The sequence below is a fragment of the Nonomuraea sp. NPDC003707 genome (assembly GCF_053587055.1).
Window position 1 is genome coordinate 528,842 of record NZ_JBSFNK010000001.1, and the last position, 19,157, is coordinate 547,998.

Annotated in this window: 24 protein-coding genes; 11 read left to right on the forward strand and 13 right to left on the reverse strand. The window is 70.7% G+C overall.

The features are described 5' to 3' along the window. Positions 1-213 precede the first annotated feature (213 nt). From ACWDRB_RS02430 to ACWDRB_RS02440, 3 genes are read left to right on the forward strand one after another with little or no spacing between them, the layout of a single operon-like run. A complete protein-coding gene (locus tag ACWDRB_RS02430; protein WP_449891546.1) occupies positions 214-948 on the forward strand; it encodes a pyrimidine reductase family protein in 735 nt (244 codons plus the stop codon). After that, positions 932-2,107 carry an ATP-dependent DNA ligase gene (locus ACWDRB_RS02435; protein ID WP_449891547.1) on the forward strand — a complete coding sequence of 392 codons (1,176 nt, stop codon included), beginning with the start codon at positions 932-934 and terminating at the stop codon, positions 2,105-2,107. The genes ACWDRB_RS02430 and ACWDRB_RS02435 overlap by 17 nt, the downstream gene beginning before the upstream one ends. A 56-nt stretch (positions 2,108-2,163) precedes the next feature. Further along, positions 2,164-2,484 carry a hypothetical protein gene (locus ACWDRB_RS02440; RefSeq protein ID WP_449891548.1) on the forward strand — a complete coding sequence of 107 codons (321 nt, stop codon included), beginning with the start codon at positions 2,164-2,166 and terminating at the stop codon, positions 2,482-2,484. A 24-nt stretch (positions 2,485-2,508) separates the two neighbouring features. On the opposite strand, the gene ACWDRB_RS02445 is transcribed toward ACWDRB_RS02440, so the two are convergent. Next, positions 2,509-2,718 carry a hypothetical protein gene (locus tag ACWDRB_RS02445; RefSeq protein ID WP_449891549.1) on the reverse strand — a complete coding sequence of 70 codons (210 nt, stop codon included), beginning with the start codon at positions 2,716-2,718 and terminating at the stop codon, positions 2,509-2,511. A gap of 89 nt (positions 2,719-2,807) precedes the next feature. Between ACWDRB_RS02445 and ACWDRB_RS02450 the strand changes: the two genes are divergently transcribed. Then, complete coding sequence (locus ACWDRB_RS02450; protein ID WP_449891550.1) at positions 2,808-2,987, forward strand: hypothetical protein; 180 nt, start codon at positions 2,808-2,810, stop codon at positions 2,985-2,987. Here ACWDRB_RS02450 and pgeF read toward each other — a convergent pair. Genes pgeF through ACWDRB_RS02485 form a run of 7 tightly spaced genes read right to left on the reverse strand, consistent with a single transcriptional unit; the run spans position 2,980 to position 9,002 of the window. Then, positions 2,980-3,687 (reverse strand): peptidoglycan editing factor PgeF, encoded by a 708-nt coding sequence (pgeF, locus tag ACWDRB_RS02455; RefSeq protein WP_355194539.1) that lies wholly within the window; start codon positions 3,685-3,687, stop codon positions 2,980-2,982. The two genes, ACWDRB_RS02450 and pgeF, sit on opposite strands and share 8 nt — an antisense overlap. Before the next feature lie 43 nt (positions 3,688-3,730). Beyond that, entirely contained in the window at positions 3,731-4,501 is a 771-nt protein-coding gene (locus tag ACWDRB_RS02460) for an enoyl-CoA hydratase/isomerase family protein (protein ID WP_449891551.1), read from the reverse strand. Further along, positions 4,498-5,985 carry a tripartite tricarboxylate transporter permease gene (locus ACWDRB_RS02465; RefSeq protein WP_449891552.1) on the reverse strand — a complete coding sequence of 496 codons (1,488 nt, stop codon included), beginning with the start codon at positions 5,983-5,985 and terminating at the stop codon, positions 4,498-4,500. The genes ACWDRB_RS02460 and ACWDRB_RS02465 overlap by 4 nt, the downstream gene beginning before the upstream one ends. Beyond that, entirely contained in the window at positions 5,985-6,458 is a 474-nt protein-coding gene (locus ACWDRB_RS02470; RefSeq protein ID WP_449891553.1) for a tripartite tricarboxylate transporter TctB family protein, read from the reverse strand. The genes ACWDRB_RS02465 and ACWDRB_RS02470 overlap by 1 nt, the downstream gene beginning before the upstream one ends. Beyond that, positions 6,455-7,408 carry a tripartite tricarboxylate transporter substrate binding protein gene (locus ACWDRB_RS02475; protein WP_449891554.1) on the reverse strand — a complete coding sequence of 318 codons (954 nt, stop codon included), beginning with the start codon at positions 7,406-7,408 and terminating at the stop codon, positions 6,455-6,457. Before ACWDRB_RS02475 ends, ACWDRB_RS02470 begins: the two co-directional genes overlap by 4 nt. Next, on the reverse strand, positions 7,405-7,791 hold the full coding sequence (locus tag ACWDRB_RS02480) for a thioesterase family protein (protein ID WP_449891555.1): 387 nt from the start codon (positions 7,789-7,791) through the stop codon (positions 7,405-7,407). The genes ACWDRB_RS02475 and ACWDRB_RS02480 overlap by 4 nt, the downstream gene beginning before the upstream one ends. Next, positions 7,788-9,002 carry a CaiB/BaiF CoA transferase family protein gene (locus ACWDRB_RS02485; protein WP_350722709.1) on the reverse strand — a complete coding sequence of 405 codons (1,215 nt, stop codon included), beginning with the start codon at positions 9,000-9,002 and terminating at the stop codon, positions 7,788-7,790. Before ACWDRB_RS02485 ends, ACWDRB_RS02480 begins: the two co-directional genes overlap by 4 nt. A gap of 135 nt (positions 9,003-9,137) precedes the next feature. Between ACWDRB_RS02485 and ACWDRB_RS02490 the strand changes: the two genes are divergently transcribed. From ACWDRB_RS02490 to ACWDRB_RS02500, 3 genes are read left to right on the forward strand one after another with little or no spacing between them, the layout of a single operon-like run. After that, positions 9,138-9,851, forward strand: coding sequence for a GntR family transcriptional regulator (locus ACWDRB_RS02490; protein ID WP_363965800.1), 714 nt, complete (start codon positions 9,138-9,140; stop codon positions 9,849-9,851). After that, positions 9,848-10,237 carry an FAS1-like dehydratase domain-containing protein gene (locus tag ACWDRB_RS02495; protein WP_363965802.1) on the forward strand — a complete coding sequence of 130 codons (390 nt, stop codon included), beginning with the start codon at positions 9,848-9,850 and terminating at the stop codon, positions 10,235-10,237. Before ACWDRB_RS02490 ends, ACWDRB_RS02495 begins: the two co-directional genes overlap by 4 nt. Continuing rightward, a complete protein-coding gene (locus tag ACWDRB_RS02500) occupies positions 10,234-10,623 on the forward strand; it encodes a MaoC/PaaZ C-terminal domain-containing protein (protein WP_449891556.1) in 390 nt (129 codons plus the stop codon). The genes ACWDRB_RS02495 and ACWDRB_RS02500 overlap by 4 nt, the downstream gene beginning before the upstream one ends. Here the strand turns inward: ACWDRB_RS02500 and ACWDRB_RS02505 are convergent. Beyond that, on the reverse strand, positions 10,613-11,656 hold the full coding sequence (locus ACWDRB_RS02505; protein WP_449891557.1) for a class I SAM-dependent methyltransferase: 1,044 nt from the start codon (positions 11,654-11,656) through the stop codon (positions 10,613-10,615). The genes ACWDRB_RS02500 and ACWDRB_RS02505 overlap by 11 nt on opposite strands. A gap of 136 nt (positions 11,657-11,792) precedes the next feature. Here ACWDRB_RS02505 and ACWDRB_RS02510 point away from each other — a divergent pair, with 136 nt between their 5' ends. Further along, positions 11,793-13,232, forward strand: coding sequence for an aldehyde dehydrogenase family protein (locus ACWDRB_RS02510; RefSeq protein ID WP_363965808.1), 1,440 nt, complete (start codon positions 11,793-11,795; stop codon positions 13,230-13,232). A 19-nt stretch (positions 13,233-13,251) separates the two neighbouring features. Next, entirely contained in the window at positions 13,252-14,127 is an 876-nt protein-coding gene (locus tag ACWDRB_RS02515; RefSeq protein ID WP_350722720.1) for a tetratricopeptide repeat protein, read from the forward strand. A gap of 50 nt (positions 14,128-14,177) precedes the next feature. Here ACWDRB_RS02515 and ACWDRB_RS02520 read toward each other — a convergent pair whose 3' ends face one another. Beyond that, positions 14,178-14,558, reverse strand: coding sequence for a hypothetical protein (locus ACWDRB_RS02520; protein WP_350722722.1), 381 nt, complete (start codon positions 14,556-14,558; stop codon positions 14,178-14,180). 262 nt (positions 14,559-14,820) lie between these two features. On the opposite strand from ACWDRB_RS02520, the gene ACWDRB_RS02525 reads away from it, so the two are divergent. After that, positions 14,821-15,213: an NUDIX hydrolase gene (locus ACWDRB_RS02525; RefSeq protein WP_350722724.1), complete on the forward strand. Its 393-nt coding sequence runs from the start codon at positions 14,821-14,823 to the stop codon at positions 15,211-15,213. Between the two features lie 63 nt (positions 15,214-15,276). Here the strand turns inward: ACWDRB_RS02525 and ACWDRB_RS02530 are convergent, their stop codons facing one another. Next, positions 15,277-15,666, reverse strand: coding sequence for an RNHCP domain-containing protein (locus tag ACWDRB_RS02530; protein ID WP_449891558.1), 390 nt, complete (start codon positions 15,664-15,666; stop codon positions 15,277-15,279). Between the two features lies 1 nt (position 15,667). Continuing rightward, a complete protein-coding gene (locus ACWDRB_RS02535; RefSeq protein ID WP_350722726.1) occupies positions 15,668-16,036 on the reverse strand; it encodes an RNHCP domain-containing protein in 369 nt (122 codons plus the stop codon). Positions 16,037-16,354: 318 nt separating this feature from the next. On the opposite strand from ACWDRB_RS02535, the gene ACWDRB_RS02540 reads away from it, so the two are divergent. Continuing rightward, complete coding sequence (locus ACWDRB_RS02540; protein ID WP_449891559.1) at positions 16,355-18,427, forward strand: acyl-CoA dehydrogenase; 2,073 nt, start codon at positions 16,355-16,357, stop codon at positions 18,425-18,427. Here ACWDRB_RS02540 and ACWDRB_RS02545 read toward each other — a convergent pair whose 3' ends face one another. Next, positions 18,428-19,156 (reverse strand): class F sortase, encoded by a 729-nt coding sequence (locus tag ACWDRB_RS02545; protein ID WP_449891560.1) that lies wholly within the window; start codon positions 19,154-19,156, stop codon positions 18,428-18,430. Position 19,157 lies beyond the last annotated feature (1 nt).

Below are 19,157 nucleotides of genomic sequence, written 5' to 3' on the forward strand. Positions count from 1 at the left end.
ATGTCTGACTACCAAGAGTCACCCAAGGTAACGGCGCCAATCCGCCGGCTGAAGCGCTCAGCCACCGTCTGTGAGGTCTCTGTCTCTCCAACTACCGCTCTCAGATTGGCCACCTACTGCTCACACTGGCCATCTATCGCCCACACGCTCACCCCGCCCCCGCGCGAGCTCCCGCGTGGGCCAACTGTCGGTGGGGTGTGCCAGGGTAGAGGAGTGCGGCGCATCTATCCCGACATACAGGACAACCCGGACATCGTGCAGGCGTACGCCTACCCCGAGGGGCGGGCGTGGCTGCGGCTCAACATGGTGGCCAGCGCCGACGGCGCGGCGTGGCTGAAGGGCCGCTCGGGCGGGCTGTCGAGCGCGGGTGACAAGCGGATCTTCCAGACCCTGCGCGGCCTCGCCGACGTCGTCCTCGCGGGCGCCGCGACCGTGCGCAAGGAGGGATACGGTCCCGTCCCCCCGCGTGACTGGTGGGGCGAGATCCGCGCGGGCAGGCCGGAGGTGCCGCCCATCGCGGTCATCACCCGCAGCCTGGACTTCGACCTCGACGACGAGCTGTTCACCGAGGCGCCCAGCCGGACGATCGTGATCACCTGCGAGGCCGCCCCGCACGAGCGGCGCAAGGCGGCGGCCAGGCACGCCGACGTCATCGTGGCCGGGGGCGAGAGCGTCGACCTGGCGCCGGCCGTCACGGAGCTGCACGCGCGCGGGCTGACCAGGATCCTGTGCGAGGGCGGCCCCAGGATCAACGCCCAGCTCGCGGCCCAGGACCTGGTCGACGAGATGTGCCTGTCCATCAGCCCGCTGCTGGTGGGGGGCGGCGCGGCGCGCATACTCAACGGCGAGCCCTCGGAGGTCTCGCTGCGCCTCAGCCAGGTGCTGGAGGAGGAGGGGGTCCTCTTCTGCAAATACGACAGGGAGCAGAGCCATGACCGAGCCGACTGAGCCCACGGAGCCCACGGAGCCGACCGGGCTCGCGGAGCCCGCCGAAGAGCAGCCGGTGCCCAACCTGCCGGTGCGCCCGCCGGTGCCGCCCATGCTGGCCAAGCCGGTCAAGGCCATGCCCAAGCAGAACGGCTCGCTGTTCTACGAGCCGAAGTGGGACGGTTTCCGGTGCATCGTGTTCCGCGACGGCGACGAGGTCTATCTGGGCAGCCGCAACGAGCGGCCGTTCACGCGCTACTTCCCGGAGCTGGTCGAGGCGGTCAGGGCGGAGCTGCCGGACAGGTGCGTGGTGGACGGCGAGATCGTGCTGCCGAGGGGGTCGCAGCTCGACTTCGACGCGCTGCAGCAGCGCATCCATCCGGCGGCCTCGCGGGTGAAGCTGCTGTCGGAGCAGACGCCGGCCCAGTTCGTCGCGTTCGACCTGCTGGCGCTGGGCGACGAGTCGCTGATGGAGACGCCGTTCTCGGAGCGCCGCGCGCGACTTCAGGGGATATTTTCGGAAAAGGGCGAGTCCATTCGGCTGACCCCGGTCACGACCAACGACGAGCAGGCGGCCGAGTGGTTCGAGATGTTCGAGGGCGCGGGGCTCGACGGCATCATCGTCAAGCCGGGCGACCAGCCGTACATCCCCGACAAGCGCACGATGTTCAAGGTCAAGCACGAGCGCACGGCCGACGTGGTGATCTGCGGCTACCGCGAGCACAAGTCGGGCCCGATCGTGGGGTCGCTGCTGCTCGGCCTCTACGGTGACGACGGCCGGCTGCACCACGTGGGCGTGGCGGCCTCGTTCCCGATGGCGCGCAGGGCCGAGCTGGTCGAGGAGATCAAGCCGTACCTCGCGGAGCTGAGCGAGCACCCCTGGGGCCACTGGGCCCAGCAGGCGGCGGCCAACGTCGGCCAGCCCGCCGCCGGGCCCGCGACGGGCGGGCAGCGGGTGCCCGGCGCGGTGTCGCGGTGGAACGCCAAGAAGGACCTGTCGTTCATCCCGCTCAGGCCGGAGCTGGTGATCGAGGTGGCCTACGACCAGATGGAAGGCGACCGGTTCCGGCACACGGCGCAGTGGCGGCGCTGGCGGCCCGACCGCACGCCGGAGTCATGCACGTACGAGCAGCTCGAACGTCCCGTGAGTTACAACCTGGACGACATCCTTGCCCGGTAGCCACGCCACCCGTTATATCTCGACATATGAGTACAGGGGATGAGTTAAAGGCAGCTGTGTCCGCCCGCCGGGACCTCGGGCCGGAGTTCGAGGACGCCGTGGTCGAGTCCTTCCTCGACAAGATGGGGCAGGAGGTCGACCGGCGGGTGGATGAGCGCATCGCGCAGCGGGCGTCGAAGGCGCCGGCACGCGACCGGGCGCCCGACGGGCAGCGGCTCGCCCTGGCGATCGTCTCGCTCAGCCTCGGCACCATCTCCACCCTCCTGCTGGTCCTGCTGGGGGACGACAAGGCGGGCTACCTGGTGCCGATCTGGCTCGGGATCATCATCATCAACGTGATCTTCAACTCGGGGAGGTCGAACGGCAAGAGCGGCTGACTCCGCCGGCCCGCGCCTGATCCTTCACTCCGGGGAGGCGTCGGCCTCCACCGACCAGCTCCGGCGTGCGTTGAGCGTGGCGGGCTCGAAGCCGGCCGGCTGCTTGTGGCGCAGGGCGATCTCCTCGCGCTCGGCCAGCGGCAGGACGTCCTCGACGTCGGCGAAGCCTCGCGGGGCGCGCTGGTGGGCCGGCTTCAGGACGACCTCGGGCCCGTCCTTGCGGTTGGCCGGCACGACGTCGTTCGTGACGGGCCGGCGCTGCTCCTCGTAGAAACTCCAGCCCCCGGCCGGTCGCCGGCGCGTAGGCCAGGACGCGGGCGTCGATGATGGCCTGGGTGCCGCCGTTGGAGCCGGTGGGATACCGCCTCGTGGATGACCACCTCGGTGATTCCCGCGGCGTGCAGGCTCAGGGCCGCGGCCAGCCCGGCGATGCCCGCACCGGCGATGACGACGCGCATGGAGCGACATTAACCGAAGAAATGCAGAAAAAGGAGCCTATGTGAGCCAGATGAGCCCGGCGAAACGACCGCCCGGCTGCTCCCTGCGGTGCGAGTAGAGCTCCGCCGACTCGATCGTGCAGCGGGCGTCATGGCGTACGTCCTGGACCCCCGCGGCACGGAGCTGGGCCTCGATCCCGGCCCGCAGGTCGAGCGCGGGCGTCTCCCACGACGTCGTGGACCACGTCTCGGGGACGCGGGAGGCCACCCGCTCGCGCAGGTCGGCGGGCACCTCGTAGCAGCGGCCGCACGCACCGGGCCCGACCAGCGCGACCATCCGGCCCGGCGCCGCGCCCTTGGCCGCCATGGCCGCCACCAGGGCGCTCGCGATGCCCGCCTCGGTGCCGGGGCGGCCGGAATGCGCGGCGCCCACCATGCGCGCCACCGGGTCGGCCACCAGCACCGCCGGGCAGTCGGCCCCGAGCGAGGCCAGCGCCAGCCCCGGCTCGGTGGTGAACACGCCGTCGAGCGCGGGCGGATCGTCCCCGAAGGGCTCGCTCACGTACGCGACGTCGGCGCTGTGGACCTGGCGCATGAACACGACACCCCGCACGCCCAGCTCGGCGGCCACCCCAGCCCGGTTGGCCCGCACGGCCTCCGGGTCGTCGCCGACCATCCCGCCGAGGTTGCGCGACCCGAACGGCGGGACGCTGATCCCTCCGTGGCGATCGGTGACGGCGACACGCACTCCAGGGGCCAGCTCCATGGCTCGATCTTAGAGCGCGAGGCTCACCAGCTCTGCCAGAGGTTCACCGGCCCTGCCAGGTGGCCCGCTCCTTGGCGAGGAAGGCGGGCACGGCGGCGTGGAAGTCGGCGCTGCCGAAGACCGTGGCCACGATGTCGTCGCCGTCCGGCAGGCCGGCCACGCGCAGCCGCCTGACCGCCTCCTTGGCCGCCCACATCGACAGCGGCGCGTGGGAGAGCAGCCGCTCCTCCACCTCCGCCTGCCGCGCGGGCAGGTCGTCGGGAGCGCACAGCTCGGCCACGAACCCGGCGGCGTGCGCCTCCTCGGCCGTGTACATGCGAGCCCGCAGCAGCATGTCCAGCGTGCGGGCGGGGCCGAGGTGGTGGACGAGCAGCGAGTACGTGTTCATCGACAGGCAGTTGCCCAGCGTCCTGGCGATGGGAGCCCCGAACCGGGCACCCGGCACGGCCAGCCGCAGGTCGCAGGCGGCGGCCACGACCAGGCCTCCGCCCACGCAGTAGCCCTGGACGACGGCCACGGTGGGCACCTTGACGCGTTCGAGCCGGTCGATGATCCGCTGGACCTTGCGCTCGTACGCGATCCCGTCGTCCCCATCGACAAAGGTGGAAAACTGCGAAATATCGGTGCCCGCCACGAAGGCCCGCCCACCGGCCCCCGACAACACGAGCAGCTTGATGGCGGGATCCGCGTCGGCCCGCTCGCAGGCGTCGTAAAGGCCGTCCCACATCGCCCAGGTCAGGGCGTTGTGCTGCTCCGGCCGGTTGAACGTGACCCGCAGCACGGGCCCGTCGGCGACGACGACAAGCTCGGTCACACCGTCTCCTTGACTCTTCGCGGGATGAGCTTCAGCAGCGAGGGCCCGGCCGCCAGCAGGGCGGCCAGCACGAGCACCGCCAGCGCGATCGGCCGGGTGAGGATGATCGTCAGGTCGCCGTCCCCCATCGCGGACGTCTGCACGAGCGCCTTCTCGAACAGCGCCCCGATCACCAGCCCGAGCACGAGCGGCGCCATCGGCAGATCAAACTTTTTCATGAAATATCCGATCAGTCCGGAAACGAACACGATCCACACGCTGAACATGTTGTTGTCGATCGAATAGGCCCCGACGAAGCTGGTGACCAGGATCAGCGGATACAGGTACCCATACGGGATCCGCAGCATCTGCGCGAACAGCGGCGCCAGCGGCAGGTTCAGCACCAGCAGCAGCACGTTCCCGATGAAGAACGAGGCCAGCAGCCCCCACACCAGCTCCGGCTGCTCGTCGAAGAGCAGCGGCCCCGGCTGGATCCCGTACATCGTGAACGCCCCCAGCAGCACGGCCGTGGTCGCGCCGCCCGGGATGCCCAGCGCGAGGGTGGGCACGAAGTTGGCGTTCGCGGCGGCGTTGTTGGCGCTCTCCGGCGCCGCGACGCCCTCGATCGCACCCTGCCCGAACTCGTCCCGGTGCCGCGAGACCCGCTTCTCCACCCCGTACGCGAGGAAGGACGCCAGCGTGGACCCGGCGCCGGGCAGGCAGCCGAGCAGGTAGCCGATCACGCTCCCCCGGGCGATCGCCCCCTTGGAGCGGGACAGCTCCTCCCGGGTGATCACCAGGTCCCTGAAGCGGGCCCGGATGGGCTCGGCCGCGCCCTGCCTGATCTGGTAGAGCACCTCCCCCACCGCGAACAACCCGATCATCACCTGGACGAACGGCAGCCCGGACAGCAGGTCCACGTCCCCGAAGGTGTAGCGGGGCAGCCCGGTGGCCGCGTCCACGCCGACGGTCGCGAGCAGGACGCCGAGCACGGTCATGGCCAGACCGCGCAGCCGCGCCCCGCCGGAGAAGCTCACGATGGTGGCCAGGCCGAGGACCATGACGGCGAGGTTCTCGGGCGGGCCGAAGTCGAGCGCCAGCTTGGCGAACGGCGGCGCCATCGCCACCAGCAGCACCAGCGAGACGATCGCGGCGGCGAACGACCCGATGGCCGCGATCGCCAGCGCCGCCCCGGCCCGTCCCTTGCGGGCCATCTGGTAGCCGTCGATCGCGGTCACCACGCTGGCCGCCTCGCCGGGCGTGGAGATCAGCACGGAGGTGATCGTGCCGCCGTACTGGGCGCCGTAGTAGATCCCGGCGAGCATGATGAGCGCGGTCAGCGGCTCGAACGACAGCGTCAGCGGCAGCAGCACGGCCACGCCGGTCGTCGAGCCCAGCCCCGGCAGCAGGCCGATGACGGTCCCGGCGAGCACGCCGACGAAGCACCACAGCAGGTTGGCGGGCGTGAGGGCCGCGCCGAAGCCCATGACCAGGTTGTCCAGCATCACCCGTCACCTCCGACGCCCAGCAGCCCGCCGGGCAGCGGGACGGCCAGAAACAGCACGAACACCGCGTAGATCACCACCGTGGCGGCCACGGCCACGCCCGCCGCCGGCACGACCCGCTGCTTCTCCACGAACGCCGACACGGCGAAGACCAGCAGCCCGAACGCCACCAGGAACCCGGTCAGCGGCACCAGCAGCAGCGCGACCAGCAGCATGGCGAACACGGTCCACAGCGTCCTGACGCGCCGGGGGTCGTCCGCCTCAGCGGCGGGCGCGGCACGGCGTACGGACTGCAGGAGGCAGGCGGCCGAGAGCACGGCCAGCGCCACGCCGCTCACCAGCGGCAGGAACCCAGGCCCCACCTGCCCGCCGTCCTTGGTGATGCCGTAGCCGAACGAGACGGCGGCCATGGCCGTCGCCAGGCAGACGAGCACCGCCCAGACGACGGCCTCGCCGCGGAGCAGTTGCCTCATGACGACTTCTTCAGCACCGGCGCGAGCGCCGTGTCGAGCTGTTCGAGGTATTCGCCGAAGTCGGCGCCGTACAGCTCGGCCTGTTGCAGGTAGTTGTCCTTGAGCCACTTCTGGAACTCGGCGGTCTTGGCCACACCCCTGGCCGCCTGCTCCCAGTACGCCTTCTCCCGCGCGTCCAGCCCGCCCGGCCCGATGAAGCCTCTGAACTGCACGTACGAGACGTCGATGCCCTGCTCCTTGGCCGTGCCCAGGGAGGCGAACTCGGGGTAGGTGTAGCGCTTGTCCGTGGTGACGCACAGGCCCCGGAGGTCGCCGGACCTGAACTGGCCGATCACCTCGCCCGGGTTGAGCAGGGCGACCTGGATCTGGCCGCCGAGCACGGCCGGCACCAGCTCGCCGCCCGACTCGAACGGCACGCGCTGGAACTTCACGCCGGTCTTCTGCTCGATCATCGTGAAGATCACGTTGTCCACGCCGTACGCGCCCGACATGCCCACGCTCACCCGGCCGCTCCTGGCCGCGCCGACCACGTCGGCGCACGTCTTGAGCGGCGAGTCCTTCTTGACCACGACGATGCCGCCGTCCTCGGCCAGCTTGGCGACCGGCGTGAAGTCCTGCCGGGTGAAGGACACCTGGCCGCTGAGCGGCAGCGACAGGATGGCGTTCTCGGTGGCGAGCAGGTACTTGCCGTCGCCCTTCTTGCCGAGCAGGGCCGAGTAGCCGACCGCGCCCGAGCCGCCCTCGCGGTTCTCCACGGTGACCTTCAGCCCGGGCTGGGCCTTCTCCAGAGCGGCGGCGATGGCGCGGCCCGCCAGGTCGCTGCCGCCGCCCGCCGAGAACGGCACGATCATGCGGACGTCGCCGCGCGGCTTCCACGCGCCGCCCCCGGCGTCGGCGTTCGTGCCGCAGGCGGCGACCCCGAGCAGGAGCACGGCGACCCACGCCCTCATGACGCCTGCTCCGCGAGCTTGGCGGCGAACTTGTCCAGGTTGATGATGAAGCGTTCGTGAGTGCCCTCGCCGACCTTCCCGTTGGCGTCCTCGGCGACCACGGCGAACACGACGCGCCGCCGGTCCACCTCGGTCACCGTGGCGGTCGCGGTCACCTCGCCCCCTTTGAGCGTGGGCGCCACGTGCGCGATCTCGACCTTGCTGCCGACGCTGCCCTCGCCGTCGGCCAGGTACGGGGCCAGCGCCTCGATGGCGGCGTCCTCGATCAGGTGGACCAGGTTGGGGGTCGAGAAGATGTCGTGGTCGCCGCGGCGGGTGCAGTGCCGCTCCGTCACGATCCAGGTGAGGCCGGCGCTCACACCCGGGGTCAGCTGGTCGCTCATGAACTCTCCAAGGGGGTGGGGGATTGGGCCGCCGCGCCTTCGGCGAGCAGCCGGTCGATCTCCTGCTCGGTCAGACCGCACTCGCGCAGCACCTCCACGGTGTCCGCGCCGAGCGACGGTCCGGCGGGGCCGCGTCTCGTCGGCGTGTCCGAGAAACGCATGGCCGAGCCGAGCTGGCGTACGGGGCCCATCTCGGGATGCTCGGCATCCCAGAAGAACCCGCGCTGGTTCAGGTGCTCGTCTTCGAACACCTGGGAGTAGTCGGAAATGGGGGCGCACGGCACGCCGTGCTCGTCGAGCGCGGCGACGACCTCGGCCGTGGTGCGCCGGGTGGTGGCCGCCTCGATGGCCGGGATCAGCTCGTGGCGCAGGCCGTGCCGGTCGTGCGCGTCGGTGTAGCGCTCGTCGTCGAGCAGGGCGGTCAGGCCGAGCGCCACGCAGAAGCCGCGCCAGGTCTTGGGGGTGACGGCGCCGACCGTGCACCAGCCGTCGGAGGTGCGAACGGCCTGGTACGGCGCCGTGCTCTGGTGCGCGGACCCGAGCGGCCCGCCCACCTCGCCGGTGGCGAAATACTTGCCCGCCTCCCAGATGGCGAACGACACGGCCGACTCCAGCAGCGACACGTCCACGTGCTGGCCCTGGCCGGTCAGCGCGCGGGCGTGCAGCGCGGAGATCGCTCCGAGCGCGCCGTAGAGCCCGCACACCAGGTCGGCGATGGGCACGCCGACCTTGACCGGGTCACCGCCCGGCATGCCGGTGACGCTCATCAGGCCGCCCCTGGCCTGGGCCATGATGTCCAGGCCGGGCAGGTCCGCGAGCGGGCCGTCCTGGCCCCAGCCGGAGGCGGAGACGTACACGAGGCCGGGGTTGAGCTCCTTCAGGTCGGCGAAGCCGAGCCCGAGCCGGCGCATGGCGCCGGGGCGGAGGTTCTCCACCAGGACGTCGGCGTCCTCGACGAGGCGGCGGAAGGCCGCCACGCCGAGCTCGGACTTCAGGTCCAGCGCGACCGACCGCTTGTTCCTGTTGAGCCGGGCGAACGGGGAGCTGTGCCCGGCCGTGAACGGGCCGACGGCGCGCACTCCGTCGCCTCCGTCGGGGTTCTCGACCTTGATGACGGTGGCGCCGAGGTCGGCGAGCTGCATGGCCGCGAAGGGGGCCGCCATGAACGCGCCGACCTCGACGACCCGGATGCCGGACAGTGGAGTGGTCATGTGTTACGAAAACCTCACTTCGGGCCGGATTGGTCTATTGTCTACAGAAGACAAGTGAGCTAGACAAGGGTTCTGCCGGAAGTTCTTCGGCACTATGGCGGCAGACGATGATCGCCTACGACAAGAGAGACCACGATGCGCATCGAGGCACCCCCCAGCATGGTTCAGCTCGCCACCGAGGCGCTGATGCGCATGCTGCTCAGCGGCAAGCTGCAGCCGGGCGACCGGGTCGTGGAGAACCAGCTCACCCAGGAGCTGGGCGTCAGCAGGCCGCCGCTGCGCGAGGCCATGCGCGTGCTGGAGCAGCAGGGGCTGATCACCCAGCAGCCGCGGCGGGGCGCGTTCGTCACGCAGCTCACGCTGCACGACATCTACGAGATCGTCACGCTGCGGCGGGAGCTGGAGCGGATGGCCGTGGACCTCGGCGTCCCGGTACGCGAGCCCGCCCGGCTCCGGCGCTGCCACGCCGCGCTCGACCGGCACGAGGCCGCCGCGCGGTCCGGCGACTGGCTGGGGGTGCTGGAGCAGGCCGTCGAGTTCCACAGCTCGGTCATCGGACTGTCCGGGCACCGGCGGCTGGAGGAGGCCTACCGGTCGATCCAGCTCCAGATGCTGCTCTGCATGGGCATGAACCGGCAGGTCAGGGCGTCCGGCGAGTCGCTCGTCGACGACTGGGAGCGGCATCGGCGGCTGCTGGAGGTGATCGAGGCCGGCTCGCCCGAGGCCGTGCACCGGGAGCTGGCCGGGCACGGTGACATGGCGTTCCTCGACGGCATCGAGGACCGGGTCGGCGGCCACTCCCCCGAGTCGCTGGCCTGGCTGAAGCGGGTCAGGGAAGGAAACACATGATCGAGGCTCTCCAGGAGGCGGTGGGCTGGACGGGGCCGCCGCGCGAGGACGTCGTCGAGCGACGGCACCTGGCTTTCTACCTGCGCGCCGTCGGGGCGTCGGGCGACGAGGTGCCGCCCACGTTCACGGCGTGCTTCCTCGACGAGCCGCCGTCGCTGCCGGCCGCCTCGTCGTACGGGTCCGGCTGGCTGAACGGCGGCGACCGGTTCGAGTACCACGCGCCGCTGCGCGTGGGCGACGTGATCGTGTCGCGGCCGCGGTTCACCGGGGTCGTCGAGAAGAACGGGTCGGCGGGGCCGATGGCGCTGCTGACGTTCGAGACGGAGTTCCGCCGGCCGGACGGCGAGCTGGTGGTCAGGCACATCGGCACCAGGATCAGGAAATGACCGACATTCCCCCGCTGACGGAGACGACCACGCTGCGGACGCTCGTCGAGTACGCCGGAGCGTCGGGCGACTTCTACGAGATGCACTACGACCTCGGCTTCGCCCGCTCGCTCGGCCACCCCGAGCTGGCCGTGCATGGGCTGCTCAAGGCCGCCTACCTGGGCAGGCTCGTCACCGGCTGGCTCGGCGGACGGGGGCGGCTGGCCGTGCTGGAGGTCAGCTACCGCGGCATGGACTTCCGCGACCGCGCCCACACGTGCCGGGGCAGGGTGGTCTCGACCGACGGCAACCGGGCGGAGCTGGAGCTGTGGGGCGATGACGACACGGGCCGCCGCACCACGCTCGGCCGCGCGGAAGTGATCTACGACGAGGAGTTCAGCGGCTGAGGCGGTGGACGGTGAGCGGGCCGCCGCCCCAGCGGCCGATCGCCTCGTCGTCGGCGAAGGCCAGCACGCGCATCATGTTGCCGCCGTCGCTGAGGTCCACGCTGCGGCGCAGCCTCCGCCGCAGCGGGCGGGGCAGGGCGGTCGTGCCGGCCTCGACCGTGTCGCCGTAGTGCGGGGCGAAGGAGACGCCCGCGAAGCCGGTACGGCTCAGCAGCCTGCGCACGGTCCACGGGGAGTAGAACATCAGGTGGTTCCTGGTGAAGCCGCTCCACGCCGGCCCGTACGCCTTGAGCAGCAGCGACTGGGCGTTCACGGTCAGGATGAGCAGCACGCCGCCGGGCGCCAGCAGGCGGCGGAAGCTACGGAAGTCGTCCAGCGGCCTGGGCAGGTGCGCGAGCACCGACCAGAGCGTGATCACGTCGAACCCTCCCGCGGCGATCTCCGGCACGTCCTCGGGGGCGCCCAGATACGCGCGGGCCCTGCTCAGCCGCTCGTTGGCCTGGACGACGGACTCCGGCGACAGGTCCACGCCCCAGGCGTCGAACCCGCGCCGCTCGGCCAGCTCCAGGAACAGCCCGGCCCCCGAGCCGAAGTCGAGCAGCCGGCGCTCCTTGCCCTCGTCGAACACCGGCGAGAACGCGTCCATGGTCAGCTCGTACCGGCGCTGCCGTTTTGCGGCGTACGAGCCGGTCAGGAAGGTGTTGTAGCCGGTGGCGTACAGGTCGCCGAGGCGTTCGGGCAGGATGTTGGGGTTGCGGTAGAGGAAGCCGCACGAGGGGCAGCGGACGACGTGATAGTGCCAGCCGTTGCCGGAGGGCTCGAACATCGGCTGCTGGCGCGACTCCCCGCACATCATGCAGGCCAGGAACTCCTCGTTCGCCTTCAGCGGCCTGAGCCTGCGGTAGTCCGTCAGCTCCATGACCGGGGCCCGCGTGGTCAGCAGCTGCCACTGCGCCTCGCGTACCAGGCGCTCCCCCGGACGGACGTACACGCGCTGCGCCCAGGGAATGCGGTCGTATCGGGAGCCATACACCAACCGGCTCAACAGTCGATATGCCATGCGAAGCGTCTTCCCCGACGTCAAGGACCGCTATGCGTGAAGATCCGGGCACTTTACGTGATCTTAGGGCTTCATGGCGAATGATGACAAGCAAGCATATGCTTGGTCCGTGTCTGACTATCGCAATCTCGTCGGCGGCGAGCTGGTCCCCGCAAGCGACGGCAGAACCCTCGACTCGGTCAACCCGGCGACCGGGGAGGTGTGGGCGCGGATCCCGGCGAGCGGGGCGCCCGACGCCGAGGCGGCCGTGGCGGCGGCCCGGCGCGCCTTCCCCGCCTGGTCGGCGCTGCCCGCCCTGGCCAGAGCGGGTTACCTGCGCAAGGTGTCGGAGGTGTTCGCCCGCAACGCCGAGGAGCTGGCCAGGCTGGAGACGCGCGACAACGGCCGCATCCTGCGCGACACGCTGAAGAAGGACCTGCCCGGGATGGCGTACCTGTGGCAGCTGGCCGCCGGGCAGTGCCTGGACGCGGCCAAGGGCGACACGGTCATCCTCGGCCCGGACACGCTCGGGCTGACACGGCGGGAGCCGTACGGGGTGGCGGTCTGCATCATCCCGTGGAACTCACCCATCTCCACGTTCTCGGCCAAGGCGGCGTACGCGCTGGCGGCCGGCAACACGGTGATCGTCAAGCCGGCCGAGCAGGCGAGCGCGTCGGTGCTGCGGCTGGGCGAGCTGCTCGCCGAGGTGTTCCCGCCCGGGGTGCTGAACATCGTCAGCGGCCTGGGCGAGGAGGTGGGGGACGCGCTCGTACGGCACCGCGACGTCGCCAAGATCAGCCTCACCGGCTCGACGGCCACCGGTCAGGCCATCACCCGGGCGTCGGCGGACGCGCTGAAGCCGCTGACGTTCGAGCTCGGGGGCAAGTCCCCGAACATCGTCTTCCCCGACGCCGACCTGGACGCGGCCGCCCAGGGCGTCACCGTGAACTCCGTCTACACCGGCAACGCCGGGCAGGTCTGCGTGGCGGGCTCCCGCATCCTCATCCACCACTCGATCTGGGACGAGCTGCTGGAGCGCATCGCGCGCATCTGCGCCGAGCTGGTCCTGGACGACCCGCTCGACCTGCGGACGACCATGGGCCCGATCGTCTCCTCGGCCCAGTACGAGCACGTGAGGTCGTACCTGGAGCTGGCCGAGAAGGAGGGGGCGAGCCTGCTCTTCGGCGGGCGGACCGGGGCGGAGGTGGTGCCCGGCCTGCCGGGCGGCTACTGGGTCTCCCCCACCCTCTACACGACCACGGACAACTCGCTCCGGCTCTGCCAGGAGGAGATCTTCGGCCCGGTGGCGGTGGCCATGCCGTTCTCCTCCGACGAGGAGGCCCTGGAGATCGCGAACGACTCCCGCTACGGCCTGGCGGCCGGCGTCTGGACGCGTGACCTGGGGCGGGCGCACCGTTTCGTGCGCGATCTGCAGAGCGGGACGGTGTGGGTGAACACGTTCCGGCAGATGCCGCCCGGCCTCCCGTTCGGGGGCGTCAAGGACAGCGGGTACGGGCACGATTCGGTCCTCGAGTACACCCGCGAAAAGGCGGCCATAATCCAGATTTAGTCGGATAGATTTACGCCTCATGAGCGAGGGGATCAAGGACGAATCCGAGCTGCCGGACGCAGCCGCGCAGTCCCGTGCGTCCGTACTACGCAGTCGCGCCGAATCGTACATCGCCCTGTCGAGGTATGACGCCGCGATCGCGGATCTGACGGAATCGATCGCGTTAGTACCGGACAACGCCCGCGCCTGGCGGCTGCGCGGCGAGAGCCATCGCGTCATCGAACGCTACGAGACCGCCCTGGAGGACTTCGACGAGGCGCTCAAGCTGGAGCCGGACAGCGCGTACGCGCTGGGCTCCCGGGGCCAGACGTACGCCGCGATGGGCCGCCTGGACGAGGCCATGACCGACTTCGAGCACGCCCTCACCCTCTCCCCCGACTCCCTGTGGATCCTGGAGGCGAAGGCCGACGTCCTGGTGGACCTGGACCGCCTAGACGAGGCCCTGGAGGAACACGCCAAGATCATCGCTCTGAACGCGGACCTGCCCTACTCCTGGGCCGCCCGGGGCGACCTGTACCAGCGCATGCACCTCTACGCCGAGGCCATCGAGGACTACACGAAGGCGCTGGAGGCGAACCCGGAGTACGTGCGCGCGCTGAGCCGGCGGGGCGAGGCGTACCGCATGATCGACCGGTACGAGGAGGCGCTGGCGGACCTGAGCCGCGCGGTGGAGCTGGACCCCGAGAACGACCGGGCCTATGGCAGCCGGGGGGCGGTGCTGAGCGAGCTGGGCGACAACGAGGCGGCGCTGAGCGATCTGAACCGGGCGATCGAGCTGGATCCCGAGTACATCTGGGCGTTCCGCGTACGCGGGGAGATCCTGCAGGAGGCGGACCGCCACGAGGAGGCGATCTCCGACTTCACCCGGGCCCTGCACCTGGAGTTCGGGGACTGACCTCGCGGGCGGGAGTGGCGGCCAGGTGCGAGACCTGGCCGCGCCCCCGTCTATGCGTTGCGGGTCTCCAGCAACCGGTCGAGCCTGCGGCCGAGGTCGACCATGTCGTGCCGCAGGGAGTCGAATACCCCGAGGATCTCCGCGCGGGCGGAGATGAATTGATCGTTGGTCTGCCGTCGAAGACCTGTCAGTTCGTCGCCCAGGGCCGCGAAGTCCTGGGAGATCTCCAGCTGAACATCCGCGATCTCGGCCCGCATCTCGGCGACGGCGATGTCCGCCGAGGTGATCTTCGAGCCTTTCGCGCGTGTACGTCTCCCCGTTCGCAGGTGGGCATGGCTGTAGTCGTCAGAATCTGCGTCACCGGAACGCACGATCGCTTCGAACGCGTCGATGCGGAGCTTCAAAGCGCGGATCTCCGCCTCAATGTCCACGTACTCCTGCCTTTGCATGTACTCGGAAGGGATTCCGTGCCCCGATGACGCGAATCTCCGCTTCCCCTGAGACATCGTCGCAGGTAGCGCGAGATTGCGAGGCTCGGCGAGAACGCTCTGGGTGTGGTTTTCTCTGTCTCGGGAGTGCCAGAGATCTCTGCGGGGATGACGTATGTAAGCCGCGCGGTCGCAGGAAATGACCAACCATCCGATGACTCTCCAAGGGGGCTAAATGCGGATGGATATGTGCATGATGGTCGGCATGATTGACAAGATCGCGTGGATCCACCTGGCGGACGGCAAGATCCTCAGCACCCGGTCACGGGGCAAGACCGTCTACTACCTCCCCGGCGGCAAGCGCGAACCCGGCGAGAGCGACCTCGACACCCTCGTCCGCGAGATCGACGAGGAGCTGTCGGTCGCCATCGTCCCCTCCACCGCCGTCCACCTGGGCACGTACCAGGCTCAGGCGGACAGCCACGCCGACGGCGTGATCGTGAAGATGACCTGCTACACCGCCGACCACGAGGGGACGCCGACGCCCAGCAGCGAGATCGAGGAGGTGGTCTGGCTCACCTACGCCGACCGCGACCGCGTGGCGCCCGTGGACCAGATCATCTTCGACGACCTCCACCAGGACGGCCGCCTGCGCTGACCCGATGTCCGTCCGGGGCATATCGGGCCGTCCGGGGGTCACCCCGGACGGCCCTCGGGTCGCTTACCCCGCCCAGGCGGGCAGGGGGAGGCGGGGCGCGGACAGGGGGCGCATGGCGATGCGGAGCAGGGCCAGCGCGTTGTCGTCGCCCGCGATGCGGTTGGCGCTGAGCTCGTCGCAGGACTGGCAGTGGTGGATGATCAGCCACTCCCCGTCCGGCCGGACGGTGATGCTCAGCGCCGCCATCCTGCCCCGGCAGGCCGCGCGGCGATCCCCCGGGATCCGGTGGTCGACGTGCAGGCTCGTCAGGCAGTGCGGGCAGTGGTTACGGTGGGCGGTGCCCGGCGCGATCATCGGGACGTCCAGCCTGCAGGAGACACAGCGGAACGCGTCCGGGTGATGCGCCTTCTTGCGTTGCCGGGCCCTGTCCCGGACCGGATTCCTCCTGGGCATGTCACAGACCGCCGAACGCCTCGAGCGGGAACGGCGGCTGCGCCAGCGGCCGTACGGCCATGCGCATGAGGATGAGCTGGTTGTCGTCCCCGCAGATGGGGTTGGACGTCAGCTCACCGCACCGGGTGCAGCGATGGATGAGCATCCAGTCGCCGGTGCGCAGGACCGCGATCGAGATCGGGATCATCCGCGCCCCGCATTCCGAGGGGCCGCCTTCCGCACGGTCGAGCACGTGCTGCGAGTGCAGGCAACTCGGACAGTGGTTGCGGCGGGTGCCGTCCGGTGCGGTCACGGCCACGGTCAGGCCACAGCGCACGCACGGGAAGGTGTCGGTGTTCACGATGGAACGAGGTTTGCCGTTGGTGGACAACCTGGGTACTCCTTGCCGGAATGACTTTGTCGAAAGGCAGCAAGAGAGCGCCGAGCGAGCCTCGCGGTGTATGCGGGCATGCTGGTACGGCAGGCGGTCCGGCCGGTCAGAGGTGGTGTTTCAGAGGCAGGATCCGCCCACGGCACGACGAGGCGCGCAAGGCGCGGTGCCAGGCATTAATCCACCCCTCCCCAGATCATGAGTTCCATCGTCAGGACATCAGGGAGATTAGCGGGGCGAGTCCGGCGGCCGCCAATGGTTTTCCTGGCCGTCTGGTTTTCCTGGCCATCGACCGAATGATCTTCTAGGTTCGGACGTATGGGCATCGGGACCACCGAGGAACACCAGGCGCTGGCCGACTCCGTACGGGGGCTCGCCACGCGCACGACCGAGCACGCGGCTCTGGCGGGGCAGGGGATTCTGGGGCTGCATCTGCCCGAGGAGTGCGGCGGGCAGGGGTATGGGCTGCTGGAGCTGTGCGTCGCGCTGGAGGCGCTGGGTGAGCGGCGGGTCCCGGGCGCGTACCTGCCGACCGTCCTGACCTCGGCCGCACTCACCTGGCCCGGACCAGCCCACCCGACCGGAGGCGCCGTGACCGCCGCGTCGCTGATCGCGGGGCTCGCCGACGGGTCCATGACCGCCGCCGTCGCGTTCCCCGCCGAGGGTGGCGACCCGGGACCCGTCCTGGCGCTGGGCTCTCCGGAGGCCGACCTCTTCCTCGTGCCGGTGGACGGCCGGGGATGGGCGGTGCTCGACCGTGCCGACGTCGTCGCCGAGCCCGCCGACGGCGTCGACCTCGACCGGCCGCTCTGCTCCGTCGCCGCGCGCACCGTGCCCGCCGACCGGGTGCTCGGCGAGGTGCCGGTACGGGAGCTCGCCGCCGTACTGCTGGGGGCGGACGCGTGCGGCGTGGCGGCGTGGGCCGTGCGGACGGCGGCCGAGTACGCCAAGGTACGCGAGCAGTTCGGGCGGCCGATCGGGCAGTTCCAAGGGGTCAAGCACCGGGTGGCCGCCGCGCTCGTGACCCTCGAACAGGCAAGCGCCGCCGTATGGGACGCCGCCAGAGCCCTGGACGCCACACCCGGGGGCGGGGTCGGGGGCGAGGTCAGGCTGGCGGTGGGGGTGGCCGGGGTGTTGGGGACCGAGGCGGCCGTGCGGTGCGTGGCGGATGCGATCCAGGTGCTCGGCGGCATCGGCTACACCTTCGAGCACGAGGCGCACCGCTACTACCGCCGGGCCCTGTCCGACCGCATGCTGGCCGGCGACCCGGGACCGTGGGCCGAGGAGGTGGCCGGGCTGGCGGCGGCCGGGGTTCGGCGGGCGATGGAGCCGGACCTGCCCGAGGAGGCGGCCGCCGTCAGGGACGCCATCAGGGTGGAGGCCGAGTCGCTGCGGGCCGAGGAGCCACTGGCGCGACTGGGCAGGTTCGCGAGGGAGGGGTGGATCATGCCGTACCTGCCCAGGCCCTGGGGCAGGGACGCCTCGCCGCTGGAGCAGGTGATCATCCACCAGGAGTTCCGCGACCTCAAGCGGCCGAACCTGGGCATCGCGGCCTGGGCCGTCCCCTCCATCGTCCGGTACGGCACGCGGGAGCAGCAGGAGCGGTTCCTGCCGAGGACGTTCACCGGGGAGATCGTGTGGTGCCAGCTGTTCAGCGAGCCCGGCGCCGGGTCGGACCTGGCCGGGCTGGCGACGAAGGCCACGAGGGTGGAGGGCGGCTGGTCGCTGACGGGTCAGAAGATCTGGACGTCCCTCGCGCAGTTCGCCCATTGGGGCATCTGCCTCGCCCGGACTTCTCCCGAAAAAGCGAAACATAACGGGATCACGTACTTCCTGGTGGACATGGCGTCCCAGGGGGTCACCGTCAGGCCGCTCAAGGAGATCAACGGGGACGAGGTGTTCAACGAGGTCTTCCTCGACGACGTCTTCGTACCGGACGACCTGGTCGTCGGCGCGGTGGACGAGGGCTGGCGGGTGGCCCGCGACACGCTCTCCCACGAACGCGTCGCGCTCGGCGACTCCTGGGGCCCCGGCTCACAGCACACCGACATGGCCGAGCTGATCGCGACGCTGCCCCCGCTCCGGCAGTCGCAACGCGAGCAAGCGGGTCGGCTGTGGGCCGAGGGCCAGGCCATCTCGGCGCTCGGCCTGCGCGTGACGCTCTCCAAGCTGTCCGGCGTGGACGCCGCGACCGCGTCCAGCGTGCGGAAGTTGCTCGGTATGCGGCACGCTCAGGCGATCTCGGAGTTCTGCTGGTCGCTGGCCCCGGCGAGCCGCCGCTGGAACCGCATGATCCTCGCGACGCGGGCGTTCACGATCGGCGGCGGCACCACGGAGGTGCAGCTCAACATCATCGCCGAACGCGCCCTCGGCCTGCCGCGAGACCCCTGATCAGCTCTTGGGGTAGTACGGCGCCGCCAGGTGCGCGTACACGATCGTGTTGTCCCGGTAGCTGTGCGCCTGCCGGTCGAACGTCCCGCCGCAGGTCACCAGCCGCAGCCCGGGATAGGCGAGCCTGCCGTACACCTTCTTGACGGGGAAGCTGCGCTTCGGCGTGTGCTCGACCTTGTCGACGACGAACACGGCCACCGAGCGGTCGGCACGCAGCACCTGCACCTGGTCGCCGCGCTTGACGTTCTTGAGGTTGGCGAAGACGGCGGGGCCGGATCTGGTGTCCAGGTGGCCGGTGATCACGGCGGCGCCGCGCTGGCCGGGCACGGGGCCGTAGCGGTACCAGCCGGCCAGGTCCGGAGGGTCGAACGGCGGGTTCTCGATGACGCCCGCCGCGTCCAGACCCAGCTCCATGAGCGAGGCGGCCACGCCGATGGACGGGATGTAGACGGCGGTCGGCTTGGCGGCCCGCATGGGCGCGGCCACCTTGCCGAGCGGCAGGCCGGTGACCGGGGCCGCGCCCTCGACGGGTCCGCGCCGCGTGGCGGCGACGGGCTCCGGCGCGGGCTCCCCACCCACGATGCCGCTCAGCCCGAGCCCGACCAGCAACGCCCCGGCCAACGACACCGCACCGGCCACGACCAGCATGCCCCGCTGCCCGGACCTCCGGCCACCGCCCAGGTCCCGGCGCGCGGATGGGTCCCGGCTCGGGGTTTCCGCTGTGGCCAAG